The organism is Streptomyces achromogenes (assembly GCF_030816715.1).
GTDB classification, from domain to species: Bacteria; Actinomycetota; Actinomycetes; order Streptomycetales; family Streptomycetaceae; genus Streptomyces; species Streptomyces achromogenes_A.
On record NZ_JAUSYH010000001.1, the window covers coordinates 8,634,073 to 8,656,362 of the forward strand.

The 22,290-nt window shown below is 70.1% G+C and carries 18 protein-coding genes and 1 pseudogene; 7 read left to right on the forward strand and 12 right to left on the reverse strand.

Annotated features, from left to right (window positions below; translation table 11 throughout):
• Positions 1–108: 108 nt before the first annotated feature.
• Positions 109–1,065 carry an ABC transporter ATP-binding protein gene (locus QF032_RS37940; RefSeq protein WP_307049123.1) on the forward strand — a complete coding sequence of 319 codons (957 nt, stop codon included), beginning with the start codon at positions 109–111 and terminating at the stop codon, positions 1,063–1,065.
• Positions 1,066–1,148: 83 nt separating this feature from the next.
• Here the strand turns inward: QF032_RS37940 and QF032_RS37945 are convergent, their stop codons facing one another.
• The 4 genes from QF032_RS37945 to QF032_RS37960 all read right to left on the reverse strand — a co-directional run bounded on the left by QF032_RS37945 (position 1,149) and on the right by QF032_RS37960 (position 9,335).
• Positions 1,149–1,874 (reverse strand): ABC transporter ATP-binding protein, encoded by a 726-nt coding sequence (locus QF032_RS37945; protein ID WP_307049125.1) that lies wholly within the window; start codon positions 1,872–1,874, stop codon positions 1,149–1,151.
• 74 nt (positions 1,875–1,948) lie between these two features.
• The gene (locus tag QF032_RS37950) at positions 1,949–3,457 is read right to left on the reverse strand and encodes a DUF4246 domain-containing protein (RefSeq protein ID WP_307049127.1); all 1,509 of its coding nucleotides are present in this window, start codon (positions 3,455–3,457) and stop codon (positions 1,949–1,951) included.
• A 338-nt stretch (positions 3,458–3,795) separates the two neighbouring features.
• Positions 3,796–7,458, reverse strand: a complete 3,663-nt coding sequence (locus QF032_RS37955; RefSeq protein WP_307059656.1) for a LamG-like jellyroll fold domain-containing protein — start codon at positions 7,456–7,458, stop codon at positions 3,796–3,798.
• A 512-nt stretch (positions 7,459–7,970) separates the two neighbouring features.
• A complete protein-coding gene (locus tag QF032_RS37960) occupies positions 7,971–9,335 on the reverse strand; it encodes a hypothetical protein (protein ID WP_307059658.1) in 1,365 nt (454 codons plus the stop codon).
• Positions 9,336–9,793: 458 nt separating this feature from the next.
• Here QF032_RS37960 and QF032_RS37965 point away from each other — a divergent pair, with 458 nt between their 5' ends.
• On the forward strand, positions 9,794–10,531 hold the full coding sequence (locus tag QF032_RS37965; RefSeq protein WP_307059660.1) for a hypothetical protein: 738 nt from the start codon (positions 9,794–9,796) through the stop codon (positions 10,529–10,531).
• Between the two features lie 46 nt (positions 10,532–10,577).
• On the opposite strand, the gene QF032_RS37970 is transcribed toward QF032_RS37965, so the two are convergent.
• The 4 genes from QF032_RS37970 to QF032_RS37985 form a co-directional block, all read right to left on the reverse strand.
• Positions 10,578–12,044, reverse strand: a complete 1,467-nt coding sequence (locus QF032_RS37970; protein WP_307059662.1) for a M48 family metallopeptidase — start codon at positions 12,042–12,044, stop codon at positions 10,578–10,580.
• On the reverse strand, positions 12,041–12,787 hold the full coding sequence (locus tag QF032_RS37975) for an RNA polymerase sigma factor (protein ID WP_307059664.1): 747 nt from the start codon (positions 12,785–12,787) through the stop codon (positions 12,041–12,043). The genes QF032_RS37970 and QF032_RS37975 overlap by 4 nt, the downstream gene beginning before the upstream one ends.
• Positions 12,784–13,020, reverse strand: coding sequence for a hypothetical protein (locus QF032_RS37980; RefSeq protein ID WP_306955698.1), 237 nt, complete (start codon positions 13,018–13,020; stop codon positions 12,784–12,786). The genes QF032_RS37975 and QF032_RS37980 overlap by 4 nt, the downstream gene beginning before the upstream one ends.
• A 385-nt stretch (positions 13,021–13,405) precedes the next feature.
• Positions 13,406–13,585 carry a hypothetical protein gene (locus QF032_RS37985; RefSeq protein ID WP_307059666.1) on the reverse strand — a complete coding sequence of 60 codons (180 nt, stop codon included), beginning with the start codon at positions 13,583–13,585 and terminating at the stop codon, positions 13,406–13,408.
• A gap of 124 nt (positions 13,586–13,709) precedes the next feature.
• Between QF032_RS37985 and QF032_RS37990 the strand changes: the two are divergent.
• Both QF032_RS37990 and QF032_RS40960 read left to right on the forward strand, forming a co-directional pair.
• Positions 13,710–15,494 (forward strand): annotated as a pseudogene (locus QF032_RS37990) (family 43 glycosylhydrolase); the annotation flags it as partial.
• 72 nt (positions 15,495–15,566) lie between these two features.
• Positions 15,567–15,947 (forward strand): AbfB domain-containing protein, encoded by a 381-nt coding sequence (locus QF032_RS40960; RefSeq protein ID WP_307060523.1) that lies wholly within the window; start codon positions 15,567–15,569, stop codon positions 15,945–15,947.
• Positions 15,948–16,155: 208 nt separating this feature from the next.
• On the opposite strand, the gene QF032_RS38000 is transcribed toward QF032_RS40960, so the two are convergent.
• Complete coding sequence (locus QF032_RS38000; protein WP_306955702.1) at positions 16,156–16,617, reverse strand: hypothetical protein; 462 nt, start codon at positions 16,615–16,617, stop codon at positions 16,156–16,158.
• A 422-nt stretch (positions 16,618–17,039) separates the two neighbouring features.
• On the opposite strand from QF032_RS38000, the gene QF032_RS38005 reads away from it, so the two are divergent.
• The 3 genes from QF032_RS38005 (at position 17,040) to QF032_RS38015 (ending at position 18,947) form a co-directional block, all read left to right on the forward strand.
• A complete protein-coding gene (locus tag QF032_RS38005) occupies positions 17,040–17,426 on the forward strand; it encodes a hypothetical protein (RefSeq protein ID WP_307059668.1) in 387 nt (128 codons plus the stop codon).
• A gap of 260 nt (positions 17,427–17,686) precedes the next feature.
• Entirely contained in the window at positions 17,687–18,100 is a 414-nt protein-coding gene (locus tag QF032_RS38010) for a VOC family protein (RefSeq protein ID WP_306955705.1), read from the forward strand.
• A gap of 76 nt (positions 18,101–18,176) precedes the next feature.
• On the forward strand, positions 18,177–18,947 hold the full coding sequence (locus QF032_RS38015; RefSeq protein ID WP_307059670.1) for an SDR family oxidoreductase: 771 nt from the start codon (positions 18,177–18,179) through the stop codon (positions 18,945–18,947).
• A gap of 463 nt (positions 18,948–19,410) precedes the next feature.
• On the opposite strand, the gene QF032_RS38020 is transcribed toward QF032_RS38015, so the two are convergent.
• The 3 genes from QF032_RS38020 to QF032_RS38030 all read right to left on the reverse strand — a co-directional run bounded on the left by QF032_RS38020 (position 19,411) and on the right by QF032_RS38030 (position 22,110).
• Positions 19,411–19,824, reverse strand: a complete 414-nt coding sequence (locus QF032_RS38020; protein WP_307049142.1) for a TraR/DksA family transcriptional regulator — start codon at positions 19,822–19,824, stop codon at positions 19,411–19,413.
• A gap of 230 nt (positions 19,825–20,054) precedes the next feature.
• Positions 20,055–21,413 carry a hypothetical protein gene (locus tag QF032_RS38025; RefSeq protein ID WP_307049143.1) on the reverse strand — a complete coding sequence of 453 codons (1,359 nt, stop codon included), beginning with the start codon at positions 21,411–21,413 and terminating at the stop codon, positions 20,055–20,057.
• Between the two features lie 319 nt (positions 21,414–21,732).
• Positions 21,733–22,110 (reverse strand): hypothetical protein, encoded by a 378-nt coding sequence (locus tag QF032_RS38030; protein WP_306955710.1) that lies wholly within the window; start codon positions 22,108–22,110, stop codon positions 21,733–21,735.
• Positions 22,111–22,290: the final 180 nt, after the last annotated feature.

Below are 22,290 nucleotides of genomic sequence, written 5' to 3' on the forward strand. Positions count from 1 at the left end.
CCCCCGCGGACCCGGCGGCCCGGGCCGCCACTGCGCCGGCCGTCGCCGCCACGCGGCTGCCCGGCGCGCGCACCCGGCGGGCCGCGGCCCCCTCGACCAAGGAGCCCGATGACGACGAATCCCACCCTCGCCGAACTGACCGACAAGGCGACCGCCACCCGCGATCGGCCCGCCTACGGCCACGACGCCCTCATCACCTGCGACCGTCTGGTGCGTATCTTCTCGGCGGACGGCATGGAGGTGCAGGCCCTCCAGGGTCTCGACCTGCTGGTCCGCGAGGGCGAACTCATGGCCCTGGTCGGCGCCTCGGGCAGCGGCAAGTCCACCCTCATGAACATCCTGGCCGGCCTGGACACCCCGACCGCCGGGGTGGCCCGGGTGGCCGGCCACGACCTGCTGGCCATGACCGGGAAGGACCGCCTGCACTACCGGCGCAAGGTGGTCGGCTTCATCTGGCAGCAGACCTCCCGCAACCTGCTCCCGTATCTCACCGCGGCCCAGAACGTGGCCCTGCCCCTCCAGCTGGCGGGCGGGCGGCGCCGCTCCCGGGCCCACGCCGAACGTGCCCTGGCGCTGCTGGAGTTGCTCCAGGTCGCCGACTGCCGGGACCGCCGCCCGCAGGAGATGTCCGGCGGCCAGCAGCAGCGCGTCGCGATCGCCGTGGCCCTCGCCTGCGACCCGGCGGTACTGCTCGCCGACGAACCCACCGGCGAGCTGGACTCCCACACCGCCGAGCAGATCTTCGCCGCGTTCCGCACGGCCAACGAGGAGCTGGGCACCACGATCGTCATCGTCACCCACGACCGCGCCGTGGCCACCGAGGTCCGCCGCACGGTCGCCATCCGCGACGGCCGCACCTCCACGGAGGTCCTGCGCCGCAGCGAGGTCGACGAGACCACCGGCCACGAGACGCTGGTGGCCCGCGAGTACGCGATGCTCGACCGGGCCGGCCGCCTCCAGTTGCCCGCCGAGTACACGAGGACCCTCGGCATGCGCGACCGGGTGGCGCTGGACCTGGAGGAGGACCACATCACCGTATGGCCGGACGACAGCGGGCACAGCTGATCGCCGGTCGTGACCGGACAGCGGACGCCGGCGGCTCGCCACAGCACCGCGCCGGCGGCGGCGGGACGACAGCGGTCAACCCGTCACGTGACAGGTGACGGCTCGGCCTGCTCCCTCGTCGCGTCCCGTATCTCCCCGTCGCGCAGTTCCAGCACCCGGTCGGCCAGGCCGAGCAGCGTCGCGTCGTGCGTGGCCACCAGAGCGGTGACCTGCTCGCTGCGCACGACCGCCCGCAGCAGCTCCATCACCGCATGGCCGGTCTCCGCGTCCAGCTGGCCGGTGGGCTCGTCGGCGATCAGCAACGAGGGGTTGTTGGCCAGCGCCCGGGCGATGGCGACCCGCTGCTGCTGGCCACCGGAGAGCTCGCCGGGCCGCTGGGCCGCGTGGTCGGCGAGGCCCACCAGGGACAGCAGCAGCTCGACCCGCTCCTCACGCTCCCGTACGCCGGCCCGGCGCATGCGCATCGGCACACCCACGTTCTCCGCCGCCGTCAGGATCGGGATGAGGCCGAAGGACTGGAACACGAAACCGATCCGGTCCCGGCGCAGTGCCAGCAGGCCGTCCTCGCCGAGCTCCGACAGATCGAGGCCGTCCACGGTGACGCGCCCCCCGTCCGGCGTGTCGAGCCCTCCGACGATGTTCAGCAGAGTGGTCTTCCCGGAGCCCGACCGCCCCTTGAGGGCGACGATCTCCCCGCGCGGGATGTCGAACGACACACCGCGCAGGGCATGGACGGCGGCGGCCCCCTGGCCGTACGACTTGTGGACGTTCTCGACGCGCACCATGGTCCCGGTGACGACCTGGCTCATGTGTTCTCCCTCGATCCCCTGTGGGCGCCAGTATCGTCGCGTTCCGTCCGGCCCTCAATGCCGAGGGGACGCGGTCAGTGCTCGCAGAGGGAGAATTCTCGTTCGTAGAGCTGCTCGTTGTGTTCGTCGACGAAGAACTTGCGCTCCCGCATGAGTTGTTCGCGGAAGTCCTCGGCCTGCTCGAGTGTCATGGTCGAGGTGTCGGACCACGGCTGTTGCGGCGGCACATCGGATGTCGAGACGATGGTCTGTGACGGGTCGACCAGGAAGAACGCGAGAATCTTGCGGTATCCCGGGCGCGTGGGGTCCGTGAGGCCGAACGGGCCGACGCGGTGTTGCAGGATGTTCGGGAACGCCAGACAGCGGCCCGCCGGCGTCGACGTCGATCCCAGCGTCTGGTTCAGCGCGTCTTCGTCCTCCAGGCCGTAGACCTCGCGAAGGCCGTTGTCGTCGTTCTGTTCGTAGTGGGGATCGTCGAGAACCGCCCGGAAAGCGAGCCGGCTCTCGGTGATGTTCTCACTGTCCCAGTAGTAGATGCCGGTCGAGACGATCCGCTCGTTCATCATCCCCTCGACATGCCAGGAACCGCCCGGGTATGCGGGCTTGTCCGGAGTGAGGTGAATGGTGGCTAGCTTGACGATGACCTGAAGACGCCGGCCGCGCAGGTCGACCCGGGCGGATTCGTCGGGTGACTCGGGCGCGGTGAAGGCCGGCGCGTCCGGGACGACCGGGCGACGGTTCTCCCACCATGCGTCCTGGGCCTCTTCCCACGCCTGGCGGGCTTCCGCGTACGACGTGTCATCGCTGTAGGAGGACCGGTCCGGGTATTCCGGCTGCGAGTCGTACCACCCGTAGGGGTCGACGTCGATCCGCGGGGGCCGCGGGTGACGTAGATCGGTGAGCACGTTCTCGAACAGGGGCCGCAGGCGCGCGAACAAGTCCGGCAGGACGGCGGCCAGTTCGCGATGCGTTTCGGGGTGGACGTTGTTGACGTACGACCGGAAGGAGACATCACCGTCGTCACTTATGTCCACGTCCGTGGGCAGCCACTGGAACTTCTCCGAGAACTCGTACGCCGAGTAGCGGTCCGTCGGGTTCTCCCAGGCCCTCTCGTGCGCCCCGCTCACTTCCCGCACCAGGCAGAACAGTGAGGGATGCACGAGATCCAGTACCTGACCGTCGGAGCCGGGATGCCAGTCCTGTTCCGCCTCGGGGACCTGCTCCAGCACCTGAACCGCTTCGCGCAGCCGGGACCTCAGCTTGTCGTCGACCAGCGCGTCCGACTGCCACACCCCGTCGACGGCGGACACCTCGACGCCGGTTCGTCCGTCCCGCAGTGCGGCGTAATGCCGGAGTTCGGCAAGCACGTAGTGAACCTGCGCCTCGGTGAGGCCCTGGGCGACCGCCTCCTGAGTCCATCTGGCGACGATGCCGGCGTCGTTCAACTTGTTGAACCACTCAGGCTTGGCCCGAATGAGCGCGCTGCACCGCATCATCTCGAGTTCTCGCAGCGTTCGAGGTGTCGCGTACGACAGGGAACGAGAAGCATGAAAGGGCAGCGGAAAAGCAGACAGGCCAGACAATTCTCTTGGTCCTCCAGGTCGGTGAGCAGTGGCGGGAAGAATACGTCAGCACACTGACACCGCGGTCGTGGTCCCGAGCGTGCAGACGTGGCGGGATGAGGGCAGCGCCGGGTCGTCCCGTCCGGCGGCCATGCGGTCGAGCCGTCGCTCGTACCGGAGGGGACTTTCGCACGCCGAAGCGCCCGGGGCCGTCGGTCCGGCGGACTGACGGCCCCGGGCGCCTGCCGACGGCATCAGCGACGCGGTCGGCGCGATCCGGCGGGCGGCGGGGCGGGGCGGGGGGCGTCGCCCCGCCGCCCGGCGATCGCACGCGTCGCCTTGCCGCTACGCCGCTCCTCTCATCGCACCTCTTTCGCATACGGCGCGACGGCGATCCGGTCGATCAACGGCGCGTACCGGGAACGGAGCAGCACGCCGGGGAAGGTGTCCGAGGCGTAGGTGGTGCCGTCGAAGTTCGGGAGTTCCTCGGAGCGGAAGGTGAGTGTGTTCGGTCCCTTCTTGAGCTGGACGGGGACGGTCAGCTCCCAGAAGTTGTTCTGGTGGAAGGTGTGCGGGAAGAAGATCCGCCGGGTCTCGCCGCCGTTGACGGTGAGGTCGGCGTGACGGGCGAGCGGGTCCGGGTTGTAGTGGGTGGCCGGGGACTGTTCGGGGTTGGAGTAGCGGATGCGCAGTGCGTGCAGGCCCGCCTTGTCCGCGGTGACGGTGAACGTGGCGGTGTTGCCGTTGCCCGGGTCGCCGCCGATGCCGCTGATCGCGGTGCCGTCGGTGGCCAGGGAGAGGGGACTGAGGGTGGCCGAGCCGGTGAGCGCGGCGTCGCGGGCCTCGTACGTGCGCGTCCTGAGAGCGCCCTCGGTCGGGGTGACCGTGAGGCGGTCGACCAGGGTGTTGCCCGAACCGCCGGTCACCGTCACCTTGTTGACGCCGCCGGAGAGGGAGACGGCGGCGCTGTTCCTGCGCTTGCCCAGACGCAGGACGTCCTGGCCGTTGACGGAGACGCGGCCGTCCGTGCCGGCGAGGACGTCGATCGTGAGGGTCGCCTCGCGGTCGGCGGGGGAGTAGACCCAGAAGGTGGCGGTTCCCTTCTTCGGCAGCCGTGCGGCGCCCGAGCCGGTGGCGGCCCGCTCGGGCAGGTCGTAGACGGGGCGCGATCCGCCGCCGAGCCAGGCCAGTTCACCCTCGTACACCTGTGTGCGGGCGGAGGCGTCCGGCAGGGACAGGGTCAGCCGGTCCACGATGGCGTCGCCCTGGGTGGCGCGCCTGCCGTCGAGGCTCTTCGCGGCGAGCGTCAGGGTGTGCTTGCCCTTGGTGAGCCTGACCTCGGTGTCGCTGTGGTCCCACACCACCCACTTGTAGCCGAGCGGCAGGTGCAGCTCCTGCTCGCTGACGGCTGTGCCGTCCACCCGCAGGAACACGTTGGTGGGACCCTGCTCCCGGACCTTGTCGAAGGTGTTGAGGGAGTTGGCGAAGACGCTCAGGTCGTAGCTGCCGTCTTCGGGCACGTCCACGGTGAAGTCGAGCGTGACGTCCGAGCCGGTGCGCAGGCCGCCCACGTCGTAGCCGCCGGACGTGTAGAACTTCGACACGTCGCTCGTGGAGCCCTCGGGGCCCTTCTTCGAGTAGCCGGAGCCGGTGTGCGCGGCGTCCTCGGCCTCGTACGAGCCCTGCCAGCGCACGGGCGCGGACTGTGTGGCCTTCGCCTTCCCGGCCGGGCTGAGGACGATCTCGTAGGCCGAGGACTCCTTGAGCGCCGGCAGTGTGCCCTCGCCGAAGTCGGCGGATACGGTGCCGTCGGCGCCGACCGCGAGATTCGTCTCCGCGAGCAGCTTCGGGCCGGGGCTGTCGCCGACCTGCCCGCTCCACTCGATCTCGCGGATCCAGGCGTGGACGCTCTTGCCGAAGACCTTCTTCGGAATGCCCGCGAAGGTGATGTGGCCCTTGCCGGTGGAGCCGCCGAAGAGCAGTCGGGCCTGCTTCTTCTTCTCGTCGAAGGTGGCAACGCCCTGCATGGTGTAGTTCTGGCCGGGGAACGGCGGGCTGACCGTGACGGTGTGTCCGCTCATGGAGGCGTAGGAGTGCAGAAGCCACCACTGGCCGTTGCCGCGGTTGGACTGGACGGCGGAGTCGGAGAGGTTGCCGTCGATGTTCCAGTACGCGATGTCGGCGTCCACCTTGGACTCCTCGATCGCGGAGACCCACTGGATCATCTGGCCCGGGACGGAGGTGTGGTAGTTGAAGGCGTACTCGTTGATGTTGACGGGGAGTTCGGTGCCCTCACGGCTGGTTCCGCTGAACAGGTCCTTCTCCCACGTCCGGTACTTGGTGACGCCGACGCGCACGGCCTCCGGGTGGCTCAGTTCGTGCCAGGTGATCACGTCCGGGAGGGTGCCGGCGGCGAGGGTGTGCGTGAGGAAGCCCTTCACCTGGTCGTACAGGATGCTGGTGTTGGGGCCGGCGATGCGGGCGTCGGGCATCCTGCCCTTGATGAGCTGGTACGCGGAGTCCCAGGCGGCGAAGAAGGCGTCGGGGGAGTTCAGCCAGCTGACCTTGTCGTAACTCCACTCACCGGTGCCGAACATGTTGCCCTCGGGCTCGTTGAACGGCACGAAGACGATGTTGTCCTGATACCGCTTCGGCAGGCGCAGCACCTGGTCGACCTGCTTGGCGATCTTCTCCTCGTACAGCTTGACCTTCTCCGCCGGGGTGGCGCCCGGCCACTCGTACGGGAACCCGCGGTGGATGTCGGTCATGTAGATGTACACGTCACCGTCGGTGGAGTCGGCCAGGGGTCCGACCACCTCCAGGGCGTCGGCTCCCGGATGCTGGGGACCGTCCTGCGCCTTGGTGGAGACGGTGCGCAGACCCATGCCCTCGATGAGGTTGTTGGTGGGGACGTCGGGTCCGTACACGCCGTAGAGGGTGCCGGAGGCGCCGCCGTGGAAGGCGCCGGTGTCCGAGCCGAGGTCGACGGTGAGTTCGCCTTCGCGGACCACGGTGACGGTCGCCGTCACCCGGCGCCCGGCCGCCGTGCCTGCCGTCGTGAACGTGCCGGGCCGGGCGTACGCGTCCGAGGGTATGGCGTCCCAGACGATCGGGGTGTCGCGGTCGTAGCCGTCGGAGTAGGTGGAGCGGACCGCTGAGGGGAGGGACGGGGCCGTTCCGGTGGTGGTCCGCACCTCGAAGGACGTCCTCGACAGGGCCTGAAGGGTGGGGACGTCGCCGACCACACCCGCCACCTGCTCGGCGCTGAGCGCCGAGTGCCACACCGTGAAGTCGTCGATCACGCCCTTGAGGAGCGGATCCGGGTAGAAGGACTTTCCGATGTAGCCGGCGGCCGTGGCCGAGGCGTCCAGCAGGTCTCGGGCCTTGACGGTCGTCGCCGAGGACGAGACCGCCACGCCGTCGAGGTAGGTGGTGACCTGTCCGGCGGCGGTGTCGAGGGTGACCGTGACGGTGCGCCAGGCGCCGGCGGGGAGCGCCGCGTATCCGGAGACCTGGGACTCCGCGCCGCCTCCGCCCGTCGTCACGGCGGTGCGCAGCACGCCGCCGTTGTTGGACGGGGTGGTGAAGAGGTACTTCGTGGTGCCGGATCCCAGGTCGAAGATCCGCTGCCAGGACGATGTGTCGTCGCCCCACTTCACGCGGGCGGACACCGTCAGGTCGGTCGCGTCGCCGACCACTTCCCGGGGCAGGCGCACGTAGGCGCCGTCGGAGGCGGGCGCCCCGCCGGGCAGGGCGAGCGCCTTGCCGCCGTCCGTTCCTTCGACGGACCGTGCGGTGGAGCCGTTGACCAGACTCGCCGTCAGGCCGTTGCCGGAACTGTCGGTGATCTTTCCGGAGGTGAGGTCGTCCTCGTTGAAGGTGTAGCGGGCCGTGGGCCGGGGTGTGTCGGCCGCCTGCGCGGGGACGGCCGGTGCGGCCAGCAGGCCCGCGCCGAGGGCCAGGGCCGCGGCGGCGGAGGCCCGGCGGCGGGCTGAACTGTCGGCGGATGACGCGGATGACATGGACTGCGTCCTCGATCCTGTGAGTTACGGCTCCCGGTCGGCCCGGGCCCGGCCCGTGACTGCCGGGCCGTATGCCGGGCCGGTGAGGAGGATCCGGGGACACGCGACATCGAATCGGTTCGACATCGGGCATCCGGAGGGGGGAGGGGTGTGCCCGGAGAACGGGGTCGGTGCCCGGCATGGCAACGGGTGGGGGGAGGGGCTGGCTCGGGTCGTCGGAAGGATCACTCCATCGAATCGGTTCGCAGGAAGCTAACACCGGGGAAATCCCGCAGCAATACCCCCGACGCAAGGAGCATCGGCGAGGGCCGAGGATCGCGCGGATTCTCCCGCTGTCGGGGGAGGCGCTCCGATTCAGGTGGGACAGCCCCCCGCGCCTCGCGGCAGCCCCGAACCGGTTCGAGCGAGGAGTTCATCCGGCTCCGTGACGAACGGCCTCCGCGCAGCCTCCCCCCGATGGGTGGTCGTCGGCTGCGGGCTGCCGAACCAGGGCTCCGACGAACGCGGTCGGTCTACGGGGGAGACAGCCGGGCGGGAAGCGGTGGGCCGGTGTGCGCCAGGATCGCTCGGCGGGCGCTGCGAGCGGCGGCCAGAAGGTTTTCGTCCAGCCTCATCTCGGCGTCGCGGGTGGAGTCGTTGACAGGGATGCGGGTACGTCTGTCGATCAGGGCCGTCACGGCCGGCAGCGCGGGCCGCGCGTGGCCGCCCATCCGGGCGAGGCCCGCCAGGTAGTACTCGCCGAACGCGTAGTCGGCCAGGTGGGGTGTCACGAGGGCGAGCAGCCGGGGCAGTGCGGAGGGACCGGCGTGCCGGAGCCACAGCGGGGCGCACTCCGCCTGTGAGCGGCAGGGGCGATGGAACGTCAGGTTGTAGAGCTGGGCCGCCTGACGGAAGGTCAGCGGGCCGGCGTCCAGCAGGGCCTCGAAGATCTCGCAGGCGTGAGCGAGGCGGGTGATGCCCACAGGCCTGGCGGCGAGGAGTGCGGCGGCGGATGCGCTGTCGTACGACGTCGCGGTGGAAGGGATCCGGCGGGCCCTCGCGGTCGGCGTGCAGGGGAGTCCGGCGAGGAGGACTCCGTGAGTCCGCACCGCCGCCTCGGAGATCGAGGCCGTCGCGAGCGCCGCATCAAGAGCGGGGGTGGTCCCCTGGCTGTGGTGGTGGACGAGCAGCGGCAGCAGCCTGACCGGGGCGACCCGCCAGTCGTGGCACGCCTCACGGGCCAGGTCGGCGCCGATGTCGCGGGTGGCCGGGTCGGCGAGGAGGCGGGCCACGAGGGCGTACGTGTCGTGCTCGCGCCCGAGTGCGCACAGGGCCGCGCCCCAGAGGTGCCCGATGTCGTCCAGGTGGCGCGCGGCCTCCCGGGCGTCGTCGAGGAGTGCGGCGTCCAGGGAGCGCCACCGCGGGGGTGGCGCTGCCCGCAGCGTCTCCAGGTGCGCGAGGAAGCGGACCGGCGCGAGGTCGTCGCCGGTCAGGTGGGCGGCGGCCGGGCCGAGCGCCCTGGCCAGGACGGTGCGCACGACCGGATCGGCGCGCACGGCAGGGTCGGTTGGTTCGACGAGGGCCGCGAGAACCAGGCCGGGCTCCCCGCGGTAGCCGAAGAGGTACGCGGCTCGGCGCCGTACTTCCTCGTCGGGGTCGCTGAGCCGGGCCACAGCGGCGTCGACCGCCTCTGGCCAGGGCCGTTCGCGGGCCAGGCTGTGTAGGAGGTCCAAGGCCTCCCTGCGGACGACGGGGGTGTCGCCGTGTGCGAGCCGGAGCAGCCGGGTGGCGACGGGGCCGGTGCGGTCGGCGCGTATCGCCTCGAAGAGCGCGATACGGGAAGGGTGGGCGAGTGTCGTGGCGGTGCCGTCGGCCACGGCCTCGTCCGGCCACGTCATCGGGCGGGGCGGAGGTCGCCCTTCCGTGCTGGAGCTTCGATCATGAGTCCGATCATCCCACACGCGCAACAGCGCGTACAGCGTTGCCGACTGAGCATTCGACAGCACGAAACCCGCTCGCTGAAATGCTCGGTCACCGTCGGCCCGGGGCTCGTTCACGTGCTCCTGAGCGGGCGAGTCCTTCACTCCGACGGGGAAGTCCGTCGCGCGGATCGGCTGACCCGGTTGTCCCGTTCAGCGAGTGCCCGGTTGCGCGGTCCACGGTGCTCCGGCTCACGCCCGTCTCACGACCGGGTGCCCGCTGAACCGCCTTGACCAGCGGGTTCGTGTGGCAGAAAGTGGCCCTACTGATCGACTGGGGCGGGAAGCATGACACACGAGGAATACGCCGCCCACTGCGAGGAACTCTTCGCGGTGGGCGGGTTCACGAAGGTCCGGAAGTTGGCCAATCCGGCCTGGTGGAACTCGGACCCGATCCGGTGCTCTACCGGTGGCTAGGCCTCGCTCACGCGGCGGAGGACGAGGACGACCACGACGCCGAGGCGGAGAAGGCCTACAGGGCCGGACTCGCCGAGTGGCCCGACGACCTCGGACTGCTCGTGTCCTACCTGGAGCTGTGCCTGCGGGCCGACGCGTGGACGTACCCGGGGCGCAGCGCTCGGGCGGGCTCGCTGAAGGAGCGGATCGCCGTGCTGGCTCCGCCGGGGTCGCCCGAGGCTGCACAGGTGGAGGACGCGCTCGGGCGCGCCGGGCGGGGGTACTGGCAGGAACTACGGGAGAGGACGGCCTCCGTGCGGGCGGAGCGGGCGGCTCTGACCTCCCACAGCGCCGAGGTCGCCGAAGCGCTGGAGAAGGGGGGCCGGGCGTCCGCCCATCCCGAGGACCTGCGGGCCGCCGAGGTGGCGGCCGCGCTGGAACTGCTGGCCGGCCCGTGGCGGGCCCCGCTCCGGCTCCTGGTCCGCTACCGGGTGGCCGCGTACGCCGCCGCCTTCGTCCTGGTCGTCGCCACCAACAGGGCGCTGGTGCTGAGCGGGACCGTTTCCTACAGCGCGTGGGGCTGGATCTGGTACGCGCCCCTGCTGCTGGCCGACGCGAAGCTGAGGCAGGCCCGGCGGCTGGCCCGGCAGCGGGTGATCGGCGCGGTCGAGGCGCGGCACGCAGAGACCGCGGGCGCCGCCGCGGACCTGGGTCGGTAGCGACAGCGGCTCTCGGCCGCGGCTGATCATCCGGAACGGGCTCCGGCTACTTCAGCGGTACGAGCGGCGAAGTGGTGAGCCGGCCGGGCGACGGGAGCGGGGGGAGGGTGAACGTCGGAAAGGTCAGCGGCGGGGGTGGCACCGCGGGCGGGACGTGGTGCGTGGCGGGTGGCGGGTTGATGGGCGGCGGATCGGTGCGGGGCGGGGAGACGACGCTGTGGACGACAGCGCTCGCCGCCAGGATCAGGAACCAGCCGACCAGCATGACCTTGACCCGGAACCGCACCACCGCCCTGTCCAGCCGAGGCGGTGGCACCGCTACGGTGGCGCCGGCCTGTCCGGCCTGCCCAGGGGGCGCTCCGCGGAGCGGGCTCATGGCGCGCTGCAATGCCTCGGCCGCCTCGGGGAGGTTTCGCACAAGACTCGCGGCACGAGGGTGCGCGCTCAGGCTCGCTGGGTGGGCGTCGACGGGCTCGTCGTCGCGGCGCAGGGCCGCCAGCCGGACCGTCAGCGGCGGGTGACTGCCGAGCCCGTCATGGGAGGGGTCGTCGAGTGCCGAGAGACCCCTGCCGTCCGCGAAGGGCCGCCCGGCCGGCTCGGCGATCCGGTGCGCGAAGTCCCGGAAGACGCCCTCGGGAAGCGACGGCGGCGACAGGGAACGGACATCGTCTCCTCCGGTCGTTGACGCCGGTGCCGGCGCCGACGGCCCCTGCGACCGGGCCCGGTTCCCGGTGGTCTCGTTCCAGAGCGGCACCAGGTTGTGCACCGTCAGCAAGGCCTGCGCCAGCGTGTGTGGTCCCGTCATCCGCGCCGCCGCGGCGTCCGCTTCGAGCTCCTGGCCGCGCCGGACGGACAACGTCAGGCGCAGGTACAGGCCGTTGTAGGCCCTGAGGATCCTGAGCAGCAGTCGCGGCGGAGGTGTGACGCTGAGCTGGTCGGTCGCCAGGACCTCCAGATGGCGGATCGTGCGTTCCAGAGCGACACTGCCGCGATGACTGACGGCGGCCAACGCGGTGTGCCGGCCCGCGTAGTGGCCCAGTTCGTGGCACAGGACGGCGCGTAGCTGGTCCCCGGTGAGACCGATGAGCAGAGGCAGGCCGAGGTCCAGGGTGCGAGGGCCGGGGAAGAGACCCCACAGCCTGCTGCGCTCACCGGCGCAGGCGTTCACGGTGTCGGCCAGGCGCAGTGTCGCGGGTGGGGCTGTGTCCAGTTCGTCCGCGAGTTGCCGGATCAAGGCCCACAGCTCGGGCTGCTGCTGCGCGGTGAGCACGATGCGGGGGCCTTCGGGCACGTCGGCGGACTTCCCGGAGAGCAGTCCGTAACCCAGGGTGCAGACGGCGGCCAGGGTGAAGGAGCCCGGTACGGCGACCTGCCAGCTGTCTGTGGTCAGGATGGCTACGAGCAGCAGGAGCTGGGCGGCCAGCACGGCGAGGCCGAGCAGATGGACGCCGCCCAGCAGGGCGCAGCCGAGGAGGGCGCGCACTGTGGTGGTCGCCGTTTTGTTCGCTGTCACCTGCGCCCCGTGCCTCGGCGGTGTCGGCCTGCGAGGTCCGTTCGGGCCTGCGACGGCGCCTGTTCCTCCGCCTCGAAGGCAGAGCACAGCCAGGACTCGGTGGCGTCGAGGGCCGCGGCGAGCCGCTCCTTCGGCGGCCGGTCGCCGACAGCCAGCAGCAGCACGTCCCGCAGAGGGTCGGTATCCGGGCCGAGGCCGAGCATGCGCCGGAGATTGGCGCGCCCCTTGTGCAGGTTCACCCGTGCCGTGGAGGCGGCGATGTTCAGGTCGTCGGCGATCTCCTGATGGGTCATGGCGTAGAGGCTGTACATGACCAGCACCATCCGCTGACGCGGCGGCAGTGCGGCCATCGCGGTCAGCACCCGGCGGGCCTGCGCCGTCTCGTCCGGCAGCGCCTGACTGGGTACGGCCACGTCCAACGCCGCGCGCTTGGCCCTGAGGCGTAGACGCAGGGCGCGCCACAGCTTTCTCCGCATCACCAGACTCACCCACGCGTTGGGCTGGTCGTAGCCGCTGACCCGGCCCCAGTTCTCCAGCGCCGCGAGGAAGGCGTCCTGGACGGCGTCCTCCGCGTCCTGACGGTTGCCGCACAGCATCACCGCCCGGGCCAGCAGGGCCGGGCGGTGGTCTGTGAAGAACGACGCGAAGTCGACGGGAAGGCGTCCGTCCTGCCCTGACTCCTCACCACCGGCCGGTGCGGGCTCCTGCGCGTCGAAGCGGGCACCGCCCGTCCCAGCGCTCATCCCTCTTCCCCTTCCTGCCCGCGGGACGCGGCGAGGCCCTCGCCCCGCACGGTCAGAACGCCGCCGTCCGGGCGGCGTTCCTCGAGCCGGACACCGTGTCCCGCCAGGCGCAACGCAGCAAGAATCAGCCGGCGACGTTCACGTTCTCGCGTCAGCTCCCGCCGCCAGGCCACCACCTGGACGGCGATTCTGACCGTAGCGGCCAACCCCGCGACCACGATCGATTCCCACATACTCGACCACCATCCCCTGGCAACCACGTAACGTCGGCAGATGCCCTGCCGACTGCGACACCGCTGAACACCCGCGGCGGCGCACCGCGTTTACTCCTCGCCCCGAATCCTTTTCCACCCGCCGGGCGGACGCCGGCGACGACACTCCCGAAGGACGGGGGCCACGGCGCGAGTGGACAGAGGGCATGTTCATCGACTTCCGGGCCGTGGCCGGCCCATCGCCGGAGCGCGGCCGGACGTCCCCCGAGCGCGTCCGGAGACGAGGCGCACGGAGGTATCCGCTCGCCGCCCGCACGCCGGACCAGTCCGGCGGGGGATGCGCAGCCGGGCGTTGATGTCGCGGGTGCGGGCGGCAGCCCGTTGTCGGGAGGTGGCGCCGGGATCGTCAGACGGCGATGATCTGCCACTGCTCCTCAGGCGCGCGGTTGCAAGAAAGCGAAAGCGAACTGTTCGGCATGTCGGACATTGTTCGAAAACTATTGACGTTGATCGTGTCCCCCAACAAACTCGCCAACGCGATGTCATGCGGGCCGAACGGCAGCACCTCGGCCGAGTCCTCGCGCACCCTGCCACAGCGATGCCTTCTTCAGGGATGTGAACCCATGCACAGCGTGAGACCTCGCGGTCGCCGGAGATTCCTGCCGGGCGCTCTGGCCTTCGTGGCCGCCGCCTCGCTCCTGGGGGGCTTCGCCGGGCTGGCCGTACCCGCCCAGGCGGCGGAGATCACGGACGGCCTGGCCCTCTGGTACAAACTCGACGCCACCTCGGGCACCGTGGCGGTGGACTCCTCGGGCAACGGCCGAAACGGAATCGTCAACGGCACCGCGGGCTGGTCGGGGGCCGGAGAAGGGCTCACGTTCGACGGGTCGGGCACCTATGTCAAGGTGCCGGACAACATCATGAGCGGCATGAACGCGATCACCGTCTCGATGGACGTGCAGATCGACCCCGCCCAGACCACGCCGTACTTCATCTACGGCTTCGGCAACACCAGCAACGGCAGCGGCAACGGGTACCTCTTCACCACCGGTAACTCGTTCCGGACCGCCATCGCCTCCGGGGGCCCGTCCACCGAGCAGAACACCCAGGCGGGCGGCACGTTGCAGCGCGGGGTCTGGAAGCACGTCACCTACACCCAGACCGGAAACACGGGCGTCCTCTACAGGGACGGAGTGGAGGTGGCCCGCAACACGTCGGTCACCGTCACCCCCGGTTCCATCGGGTCCGGCACCACCACCGCCAACTACGTGGGCAAGTCGGTCTTCACCAGTGACAAGCTCTTCAAGGGCAAGATCCGGGACTTCCGGGTCTACAACCGCGCGCTGGCGCCCGCAGAGGTCCTCGACATCAGCGGCAACACCACGGGCATCGCGAAGGTCACCCATCCCGCGCTGAAGACCGACGCCATCATCGACGACGCCAACAGCAAGATCACCCTCCCGCTGGTCGAAGGGACCGACCTCACCGCGCTCGCCCCGCAGTTCACCCTCGCCGACGGCTCGTCCATCAGCCCCGCCTCCGGCACCCCGCGCGACTTCACCAGGCCCGTCACGTACGAGGTGACCGGCTCCGACGGAACGAAGCGCACCTGGACGGTGGAGGCGCTGGTCATGAGGAGCCCGGTCCTGCCGGGGCTCACCGCCGACCCGAACATCGTCCGCTTCGGCGACACGTATTACATCTACCCGACCACCGACGGCTTCGCGAACTGGAGCGGTACGCAGTTCAAGGCGTACTCGTCCAAGGACCTGGTCCACTGGACCGACCACGGTGTCATCCTCGACCTGGGACCGGACGTCAGCTGGGCCGACAACAAGGCGTGGGCGCCCACGATCGAGGAGAAGAACGGCAAGTACTACTTCTACTTCTGCGCCAACGGCAACATCGGTGTCGCGGTCTCCGACTCGCCGACCGGCCCGTTCAAGGACGCGCTGGGCAAGCCGCTGCTGAAGGCCGGTGACTACTCGGGCCAGATGATCGACCCGGCCGTCTTCACCGACGACGACGGGCAGTCGTATCTCTACTGGGGGAACGGCCAGGCGTACGTCGCCCCCCTCAACGCCGACATGGTCTCCTTCGACGCCTCCAAGGTCACCAACATCACCCCCAGCGGCTACCGCGAGGGCACCTTCGTCATCAAGCGCAAGGGCACCTACTACTTGATGTGGTCGGAGAACGACACCCGGGACGAGAACTACCGGGTCGCCTACGCCACCGGCTCCTCGCCCACCGGTCCCTGGACCAAGCGCGGCGTGATCCTGGAGAAGGACCTCTCGCTCGGCATCAAGGGCCCCGGACACCACTCAGTGGTGCAGGTACCGGGCACCGACGACTGGTACATCGCCTACCACCGCTTCGCCATCCCCGGCGGCGACGGCACCCACCGCGAAACCACCATCGACAAGATGGAGTTCGACGCCGACGGCCTGATCAAGAAGGTCGTCCCCACCCTGAGCAGCATCGACCCGGTCTCCGGCGGCGTCGCCCTGCCGACGAACACCACCCGCTCGCTCCAGTCCGTCAACTTCCCCGGCCGCTACGCCGTCGTGCGGTCCGACAGCCTCGGCTACCTCGATCCGGTGACGTCCTCCAGCACGACGGCGGTCAAGCAGAGCGCCACCTTCACGATCGTCCCCGGCCTGGCCGATTCCAAGTGCTACTCGTTCCGTGACTCGTCCGGCCGCTACCTGCGCCACGCCGACTACCGGGTCCGCTTCGACGCGAGCAACGGCACACAGCTCTTCAACAAGGACGCCACCTACTGCGCCCGGCCCGGCTCGGTCGCCGGCTCGGTCGGCCTGGAGTCGTACAACTACCCCGGCCGCTACATCCGCCACTACAACTACGAGCTGCGCATCGACCCCTACCAGGACAACGCCACCTTCCGCGCCGACAGTTCCTTCACGGCGGTCAGCCCCTGGGCCTGATCGAACCTCCCGCTCGCCCGGTGGCCCGCACGGCAGATCCCTGCGGGCCACCGGTGCCCCGGCCGCCCGCCACGCGGGCGTCCGGTCGTCGCGAACGCGCCCGCACAGCCGGCAAGGCCGCCGCCCGTCCACAGGGGGAGGGGCGACGGCCTTGCCGGGCGCGGTCACACGGCGGGGCACCGCTCAGATGTCCTGCCGCCGGGACACGTCAGTCCACGTACCACTTGCCGCACTTGGTGACGCCCTCGATCTCGGCACAGGCGCGCGCGGCGAAGTTGGAGTTGAAGACGGACTGCGTGCGGCTGCCGGTGTAGGGACCGCACATCTTCCAGCCCTCGCTCTTCGCCTGCTGGTCGCTGACGATGCCCTTGGTGTTGGGGAACGAGTGGAAGCTGCGGTCGACCCACAGCCGGTCGCCGGCCTTGCGGCCGGACTTGATCTCCGCGCGGCTGTAGCGGTCGAGCGCCGACTCGTTCTGCAACTCGACCCGGCGGCCCCTGAAGTCGAACGAGGCTCCGGACTCGACAGCCCTGAAGCGGCCGATGACGGCAATGCCGTCGCAGTCGGCCTCGGTGGCCGAGGCCGCCGACGCGGGAACGAACACGATGGCGCCGCTGCTGATCAGCACGGCCGAGGCCGCGACCACACGGCCCATACGGGGCTTCTTCACATGGGTTCCTTTTGCTTGACATGTACGGGTGGGCCTACGGCTGCGCTGGAGAGGCCGAGAGCCCGCGACGAAGTGCGTCGTCATCTCGAGTCCGCTCAGCGGCATTCCGCGTTGCCCACCGAACAGTGCGCCACGGACCTTGCGAAAACCTTGCGAAGGGAGGCCGGGCTTGCGTCCACACGAGTGGCGACAAGGGGACTTGAGAGAGTGTCAGGTCCATCATGCCTGCTCGGAGGCGGTTTTCGGTAGGACCCAGCGCACGTCCGTTCGGCCTTGTGGCGGCTGATTCCGCGCGCCAGACTCGTCGTCATCCACTCTCCGGTCAACGTGTCGCCAGCCTCCTTCGGCTGTCGGTGCGTTCGCCGTGCTGTCTCGCCGTGTGACGTGCACCGGCCGGGGGGTGGCGGGACGAAGGGGGATCGATGGATCAGGACATGGTGATGCTGGCGAGGGTCAGGCTGCTCAGCGCCAACCGGCGGGTGGTGCGCGGTGCCGAGGGATTGTGGATCTACCGCCTTCTGACGCGGGTCGAGCCGGAGGTGTACGGGTCGAAGCTGGCGTACGTCCTGGTGGAGGCGAGCGCATCGCCCCTGGTGGGGGAGTCCCCCGATCGACGGCCGGCCCTGCTGGACGAGGCCGTGGAGGTGGCCGAGGCTCTCAGTACGTCGAATCCCTACCGGTCGAAGATGCTGGCCAGGGCCCTGGCCGCCAGGCAGCGGGAACGGGAGGGCCGCCCGGCGGAGCCGCTCACGTCCGCGGGGCCGGAGCATCGACCGGTCCTCCAGGGACAGCCGCGACAACGCCCATGACCGAGTGAGAGTCGGGCGCCGACTCCCCAGACGGTGCAGAAGGAAGGGAGGGTCCGGTCGCGCTGTCTGCATGGAGCGGCGCCCGATGCGTCGGGGCGCTGCTCAGGACATGTGTGCGGGCTCCTTGTAGGACATCTGTACTGCGGTATCGGCACTGAACTCGTCGTTCGGCGTCCGGCGGGGACAGCGCCGACCCAGCCGGGCCGGCCGCGCGTCTGTCTCCCGTTCCGGCTCATTTGATCTTGTGACAAGATCTCAGGATGCTACGACTCACCGACTTCATCATCGATTGCCCGGACACGATGAAGCTGGCAGCCTTCTACTCCGAGGTGGTGGGGCTCCCGGTCAAGGAGGGCAGTAACGAGAACTGGGCCGGCATCCGGTTCGGCGCGATCGAACTGGCCTTCATCCAGGTGGAGGACTATCGCGCCCCGCAGTGGCCCGACAGCGAGCACCCCAAGCAGTTCCACCTCGACTTCGAAGTCGACGACATCGAGGCCGAACAGCGCCGCGTCCTGGCCCTCGGCGCGACCCTGCAACGGGACTGCACCGGCCCCGAGGGCTACGGTTTCCGCGTCTACACCGACCCCATCGGCCACCCCTTCTGCCTCTGCCGCAACAAGGGTGTCACCTGGACCGATCAGGGCCCCATCTGGCCCACGCGCGACCAGTAGGCCGGCTGAAGGAATATCGCTTGCCGAGTCCGCACCGTAGGTCGAACGATGACATCTTGTGACGACCACGGAAGAGATGCCTTTGTCCGGTGCCGCCAGGCCGGTTGCGCTGGTGACCGGCGTCGGCCGCTCTCTCGGGATCGGCGCGGGCGTCGCCCGCCGACTGGCCCAGGGCGGCTGGAACGTCGCCTTCACGTACTGGACGCCCTACGATGCGCGCATGGCGTGGGGCGCGGAGGCCGATGCCGCGGACACCATCGCCGAGACCCTGGCGCAACGCGGCGCCGAGACGGCGTCCGTCGAGGCGGACCTCGCCGATCCGGATACGCCGGCGCGTGTCTTCGACGAGGTCCGGAGCCGCCTCGGCGACGTCACCGCCCTGGTGATGTGCCACTGCGAGTCGGTCGACTCCGGCCTGCTCGACACCACGCTGGAAAGCTTCGACCGCCACTTCGCGGTGAACGCACGCGCCACCTGGCTGTTGATCCGCGAGTACGGTCGTCGCTTCCAGGGAGCTCGCGGAACCGGACGGGTGATCAGCCTCACCAGTGACCACACCGTCGGCAATCTGCCCTACGGGGCCAGCAAGGGCGCGCTGGACCGCATCACGCTGGCCGCCGCCCATGAACTCGGGGAACTCGGGATCACCGCCAACGTGATCGACCCGGGGCCGGTGGACACCGGATGGATGTCCGACGGCATTCGGGACCACGTGGTGCGCAGGACACCGCTGGCACGGCTGGGCAACCCGCAGGACACCGCCCACCTCGTGGAGTTCCTGTGCTCACCGCAGGGTCAGTGGATCAATGGACAGCTGCTGAAGAGCAATGGCGGATTCGCCGGCTGACCGCCGGCTGTCACTGTGCGGCCCACCGCGGTCTCCGCCTGCCCGACCACGTCGCCGTCCTCGAAGCGGGAGCCCGTGTCCCGGGCGAGCCACGAGGGGGCCGCCATGGAGTCCAGGTGAGGGCGGGACCTGACCCCGCGAAGGAGGCGCCGGAGCGAGCCGCCCCACGTGGAAGGGGTTGGCGAGGTAGTCGTAGGTGCCCATGGTCAGGCCGCTGGCACGGTCGCCGGGTGAGCCGGCGGCGGTCGGCGTCAGGACCGTCACGCGGCGTCCACGGCCATGCCCTGGTCGCGCAGTCCCTCGGCGATGACGTCGGCGGGGGAGCGGGCGTCCTCGATGCTCGCAGTGCGGCAGGTCTTCGCCGTGGTTCCTCCCGCCCAGTACGAAGCTTCTGCCGTCGTCCTCGGCGGGGTGGCGCGGCGGGCGCCGTGGTGGTCGGCCGATGGGCGGCGAGGGGCCGGAGTCAGGCGCGGGGCGGCTGTCGGCGCGGGCCGCCCCGGGCGCAGGTGACGCAGGTGGTGGCCGCCGGACGGATCTCCAGGCGTTCGGGCGGGATCATCCTGCCGCAGCCTTCACACTGTCCGTACCATCCCTCTTCGAGACGTTCCAGCGCCCGGTCCAGTTCCTCCAGGTGTTCGCGCGCCTGCGCCATCAGGGAGGCCACGTGGGCCCGCTCGAAGGCGGTGGTGCCTCCCTCGGGGTCGTGCTCGTCGTCGACCGCGATCAGCGCGTTCGCCGCGACGATCCCGTCGAAGTCCCTGCTCAGCGCGGCCGCCCGGGCGAGGGTGTCCGCCCGGTCGGCCGCGAGGCGCGCGCGGGCACTCGCGAGGGTGGACGGATCGGGCCCGTCCTGGCTGTAGCGGGATGCTTCGCCCATGCTGCGACAACGCGGATACGTGGTCCAGGATTCCCCCGGCCACCCGCGCCTTGCCTCCTCGTGCCCCGGCAGCATCCGTGGCCGCAGCGCGCAGGGGGATCCGGCCGACGCCACGCCCGTGGGCGTAGCGACCGCGAGGACCGCAGAGCGACCCCGCAGGCGCCGAACGAACGCCCTCGTGCAGGAGTGTGTCCCGGTGACCGCTGTCGCGGTGCCGGCCGGCCCCGGTGTCAGCTGAGCGATGCGTCGATCGATGAGAGCGGCACGGAGAACAGTACGCGCTGGGGAATCGCCGTATCGGTGCCCGACCAGTGTCCCGCGCTGTCAGCCGCCCATTCGGTGAGCGTCCATACCCGACCCGTACTCCACCAGTAGGACATGCTCTCGGTGTGCTGGCCCCAGCAGGCATACGTGATGTCCTGCCCGCAGTTGGCGGCAGCCTTGGCTCCGCTGGTGTTCTGCCGCCACAGGATGCCGTGCTGACCGACCCCACCGCGCGCGTCGGCGACGTAGAAATTCGGTGTGCCGCCGCTGGTGGCGCTGTGGGACAGCACGCCCTGCAGTCCGACGGCCTTCGACTCGTACGCCTGCGAGGCGTTCACTTGGCCGCTGCTGTCCGTGGCGAGGTAGCCGGGGTCGGAGCCGAAGTCGTACCGCCAGATGCGGGCCGGCTGTGTGCCGCCGGAAGAGAACCACTCGGTGGCGACCAGACTGTCCGGCACGCTGCTGCGGTCCAGCGAGATGGATCCGAAGCAGGGGAGCGAGTCGTCGTTGGCGGAGGTGCAGGCCCCGCCGGCGAGGCTGTAGGAGCCTATGGCCGGCATCACGTACTGGTAACCGCCCGCCGACCATCCGCCGCTCACCTTGCCGATGATCGAGCTGTTGACGGTCGCCTGGAGGATGCGCTTCATGTCGAAGATGTACATCACGTTGTGGTCGGCGTCCTTCTCCCACGACGTGACGATCAGCTTGTCCTGGTACCAGACCATGCCGCCCAGGTGGGTCTTGAGGGCGCGGTAGTCGGTGCCCCCGTTGAGCGGGACGACCGGCAGCACCCAGCGGTACTTGAAGGCGTTGGGATTGTTGGCGTCGATGAAGGCGATGCGGCCCATGTGGTCGGTGGTGGTGGCGCCGTTCTGCCCCCAACCGGACAGGATGACCTTGTTGTTGCCCCATATGCCGTCGTTGTCCGCGTCTCCGGAGGATGTCACGGACTGCGGCAGCCAGTCCTGTGTCACCGCGTCACCGGTGTCCCAGCAGTACGAGGACTCCGCGGTGGGTTTCACCGGCAGCGCGGCGGTCTCTGTGCCGGAGCAGTTCGCCGCGTTCCGCATCGTGTGGTTGGCGCTCGCGAGGACTTGGTCGACCCCGCGGGACGTGCCCATCGCGTTCGCCAGGTTGTCGAGGGAGGCGGTCGGAACGCGGTGCTCGACCAGGCGGAGCTTCGCCAGCTCCGAGGAGGAGGTCAGCGCGGTCAGGGCTCCGGGGTTGTCGCCGGGGGCCGCCTCAGCGGTGTTCGCAGGCACCAACAGAGTGGCCACCGCCAGGCAGGCGGTGGCCACAGCGGCTCGCAGGCCGTTTCTACGCATTCTGTGAATCCTCGTTTCGACGGAAGGTGAGGCGGCTTCGACTGCGGTCCACGGTGACCTACGACGGCTCCCGACACCGGAAGTCCCCGCAGCGCTGCGGTGTTTCGAGGACGCGTGGCCGCAGGGGACCGTTCACCGAGCCGTGCGGTGGACACGTAGGCATCCGGGCGAAGCCGACGACTCGGCGGCCTCATCGGCCGGTTACGTCGTCGCGTAGGGCAGAGCGTCGCAAGCCTTCCCCATACGCAACGCACTCAGGGCGACGCGAGAGGCCGGGTCCCGGCGCACTGGGCGCCGGGACCCGGCGAGCGGCGCTCGACTACCGGATGGCGGCGTACCTGCAGGCAGTGACCACGTCTCCCGCGTACTCGCAGACCTTTATGGAGATGTGGCTGGTCTCGCTGAGGTTCTTCGCGAAGGTGGCGCAGTTGCCGTCGTTGCTCGGGTCGTTGCCCTTGATGAGGACGGTGCCGTTACCCGGGTCGCTGCTGGAATTGGGGGTGTAGATGTAGCCGCGGACCCCGTGGCTGTCCGAGCTCAGGTCGCACACCGTCAGGGTGTCGCCGTTCTCCGTCCATCCCGCCCAGCCGCCACCGGTGCCGGTGTAGACACCCGCGTCGGCGGCGTAGGAAGTTCCTCCGCCGATCAGGAGGCCGGCTGCCGCCAGGGCAAGCGCCCCGGCCAATCGGTACTTCATGGTTCTCCTCGGTAGAGTGGGTCAAGGGCCACTGGCAGCAGCAGCCGGCACAGGCTCGCACCCCAATGCAGCGCTGTCCGGCAACTTGTCAGGTACGACAGCTATGTGGGCTGTCGTCTGTGCGTCTCCAGGGGCGATCACCACCATGCACCGCCGGCTGTCCTCCTGTCGTTGGCGGAG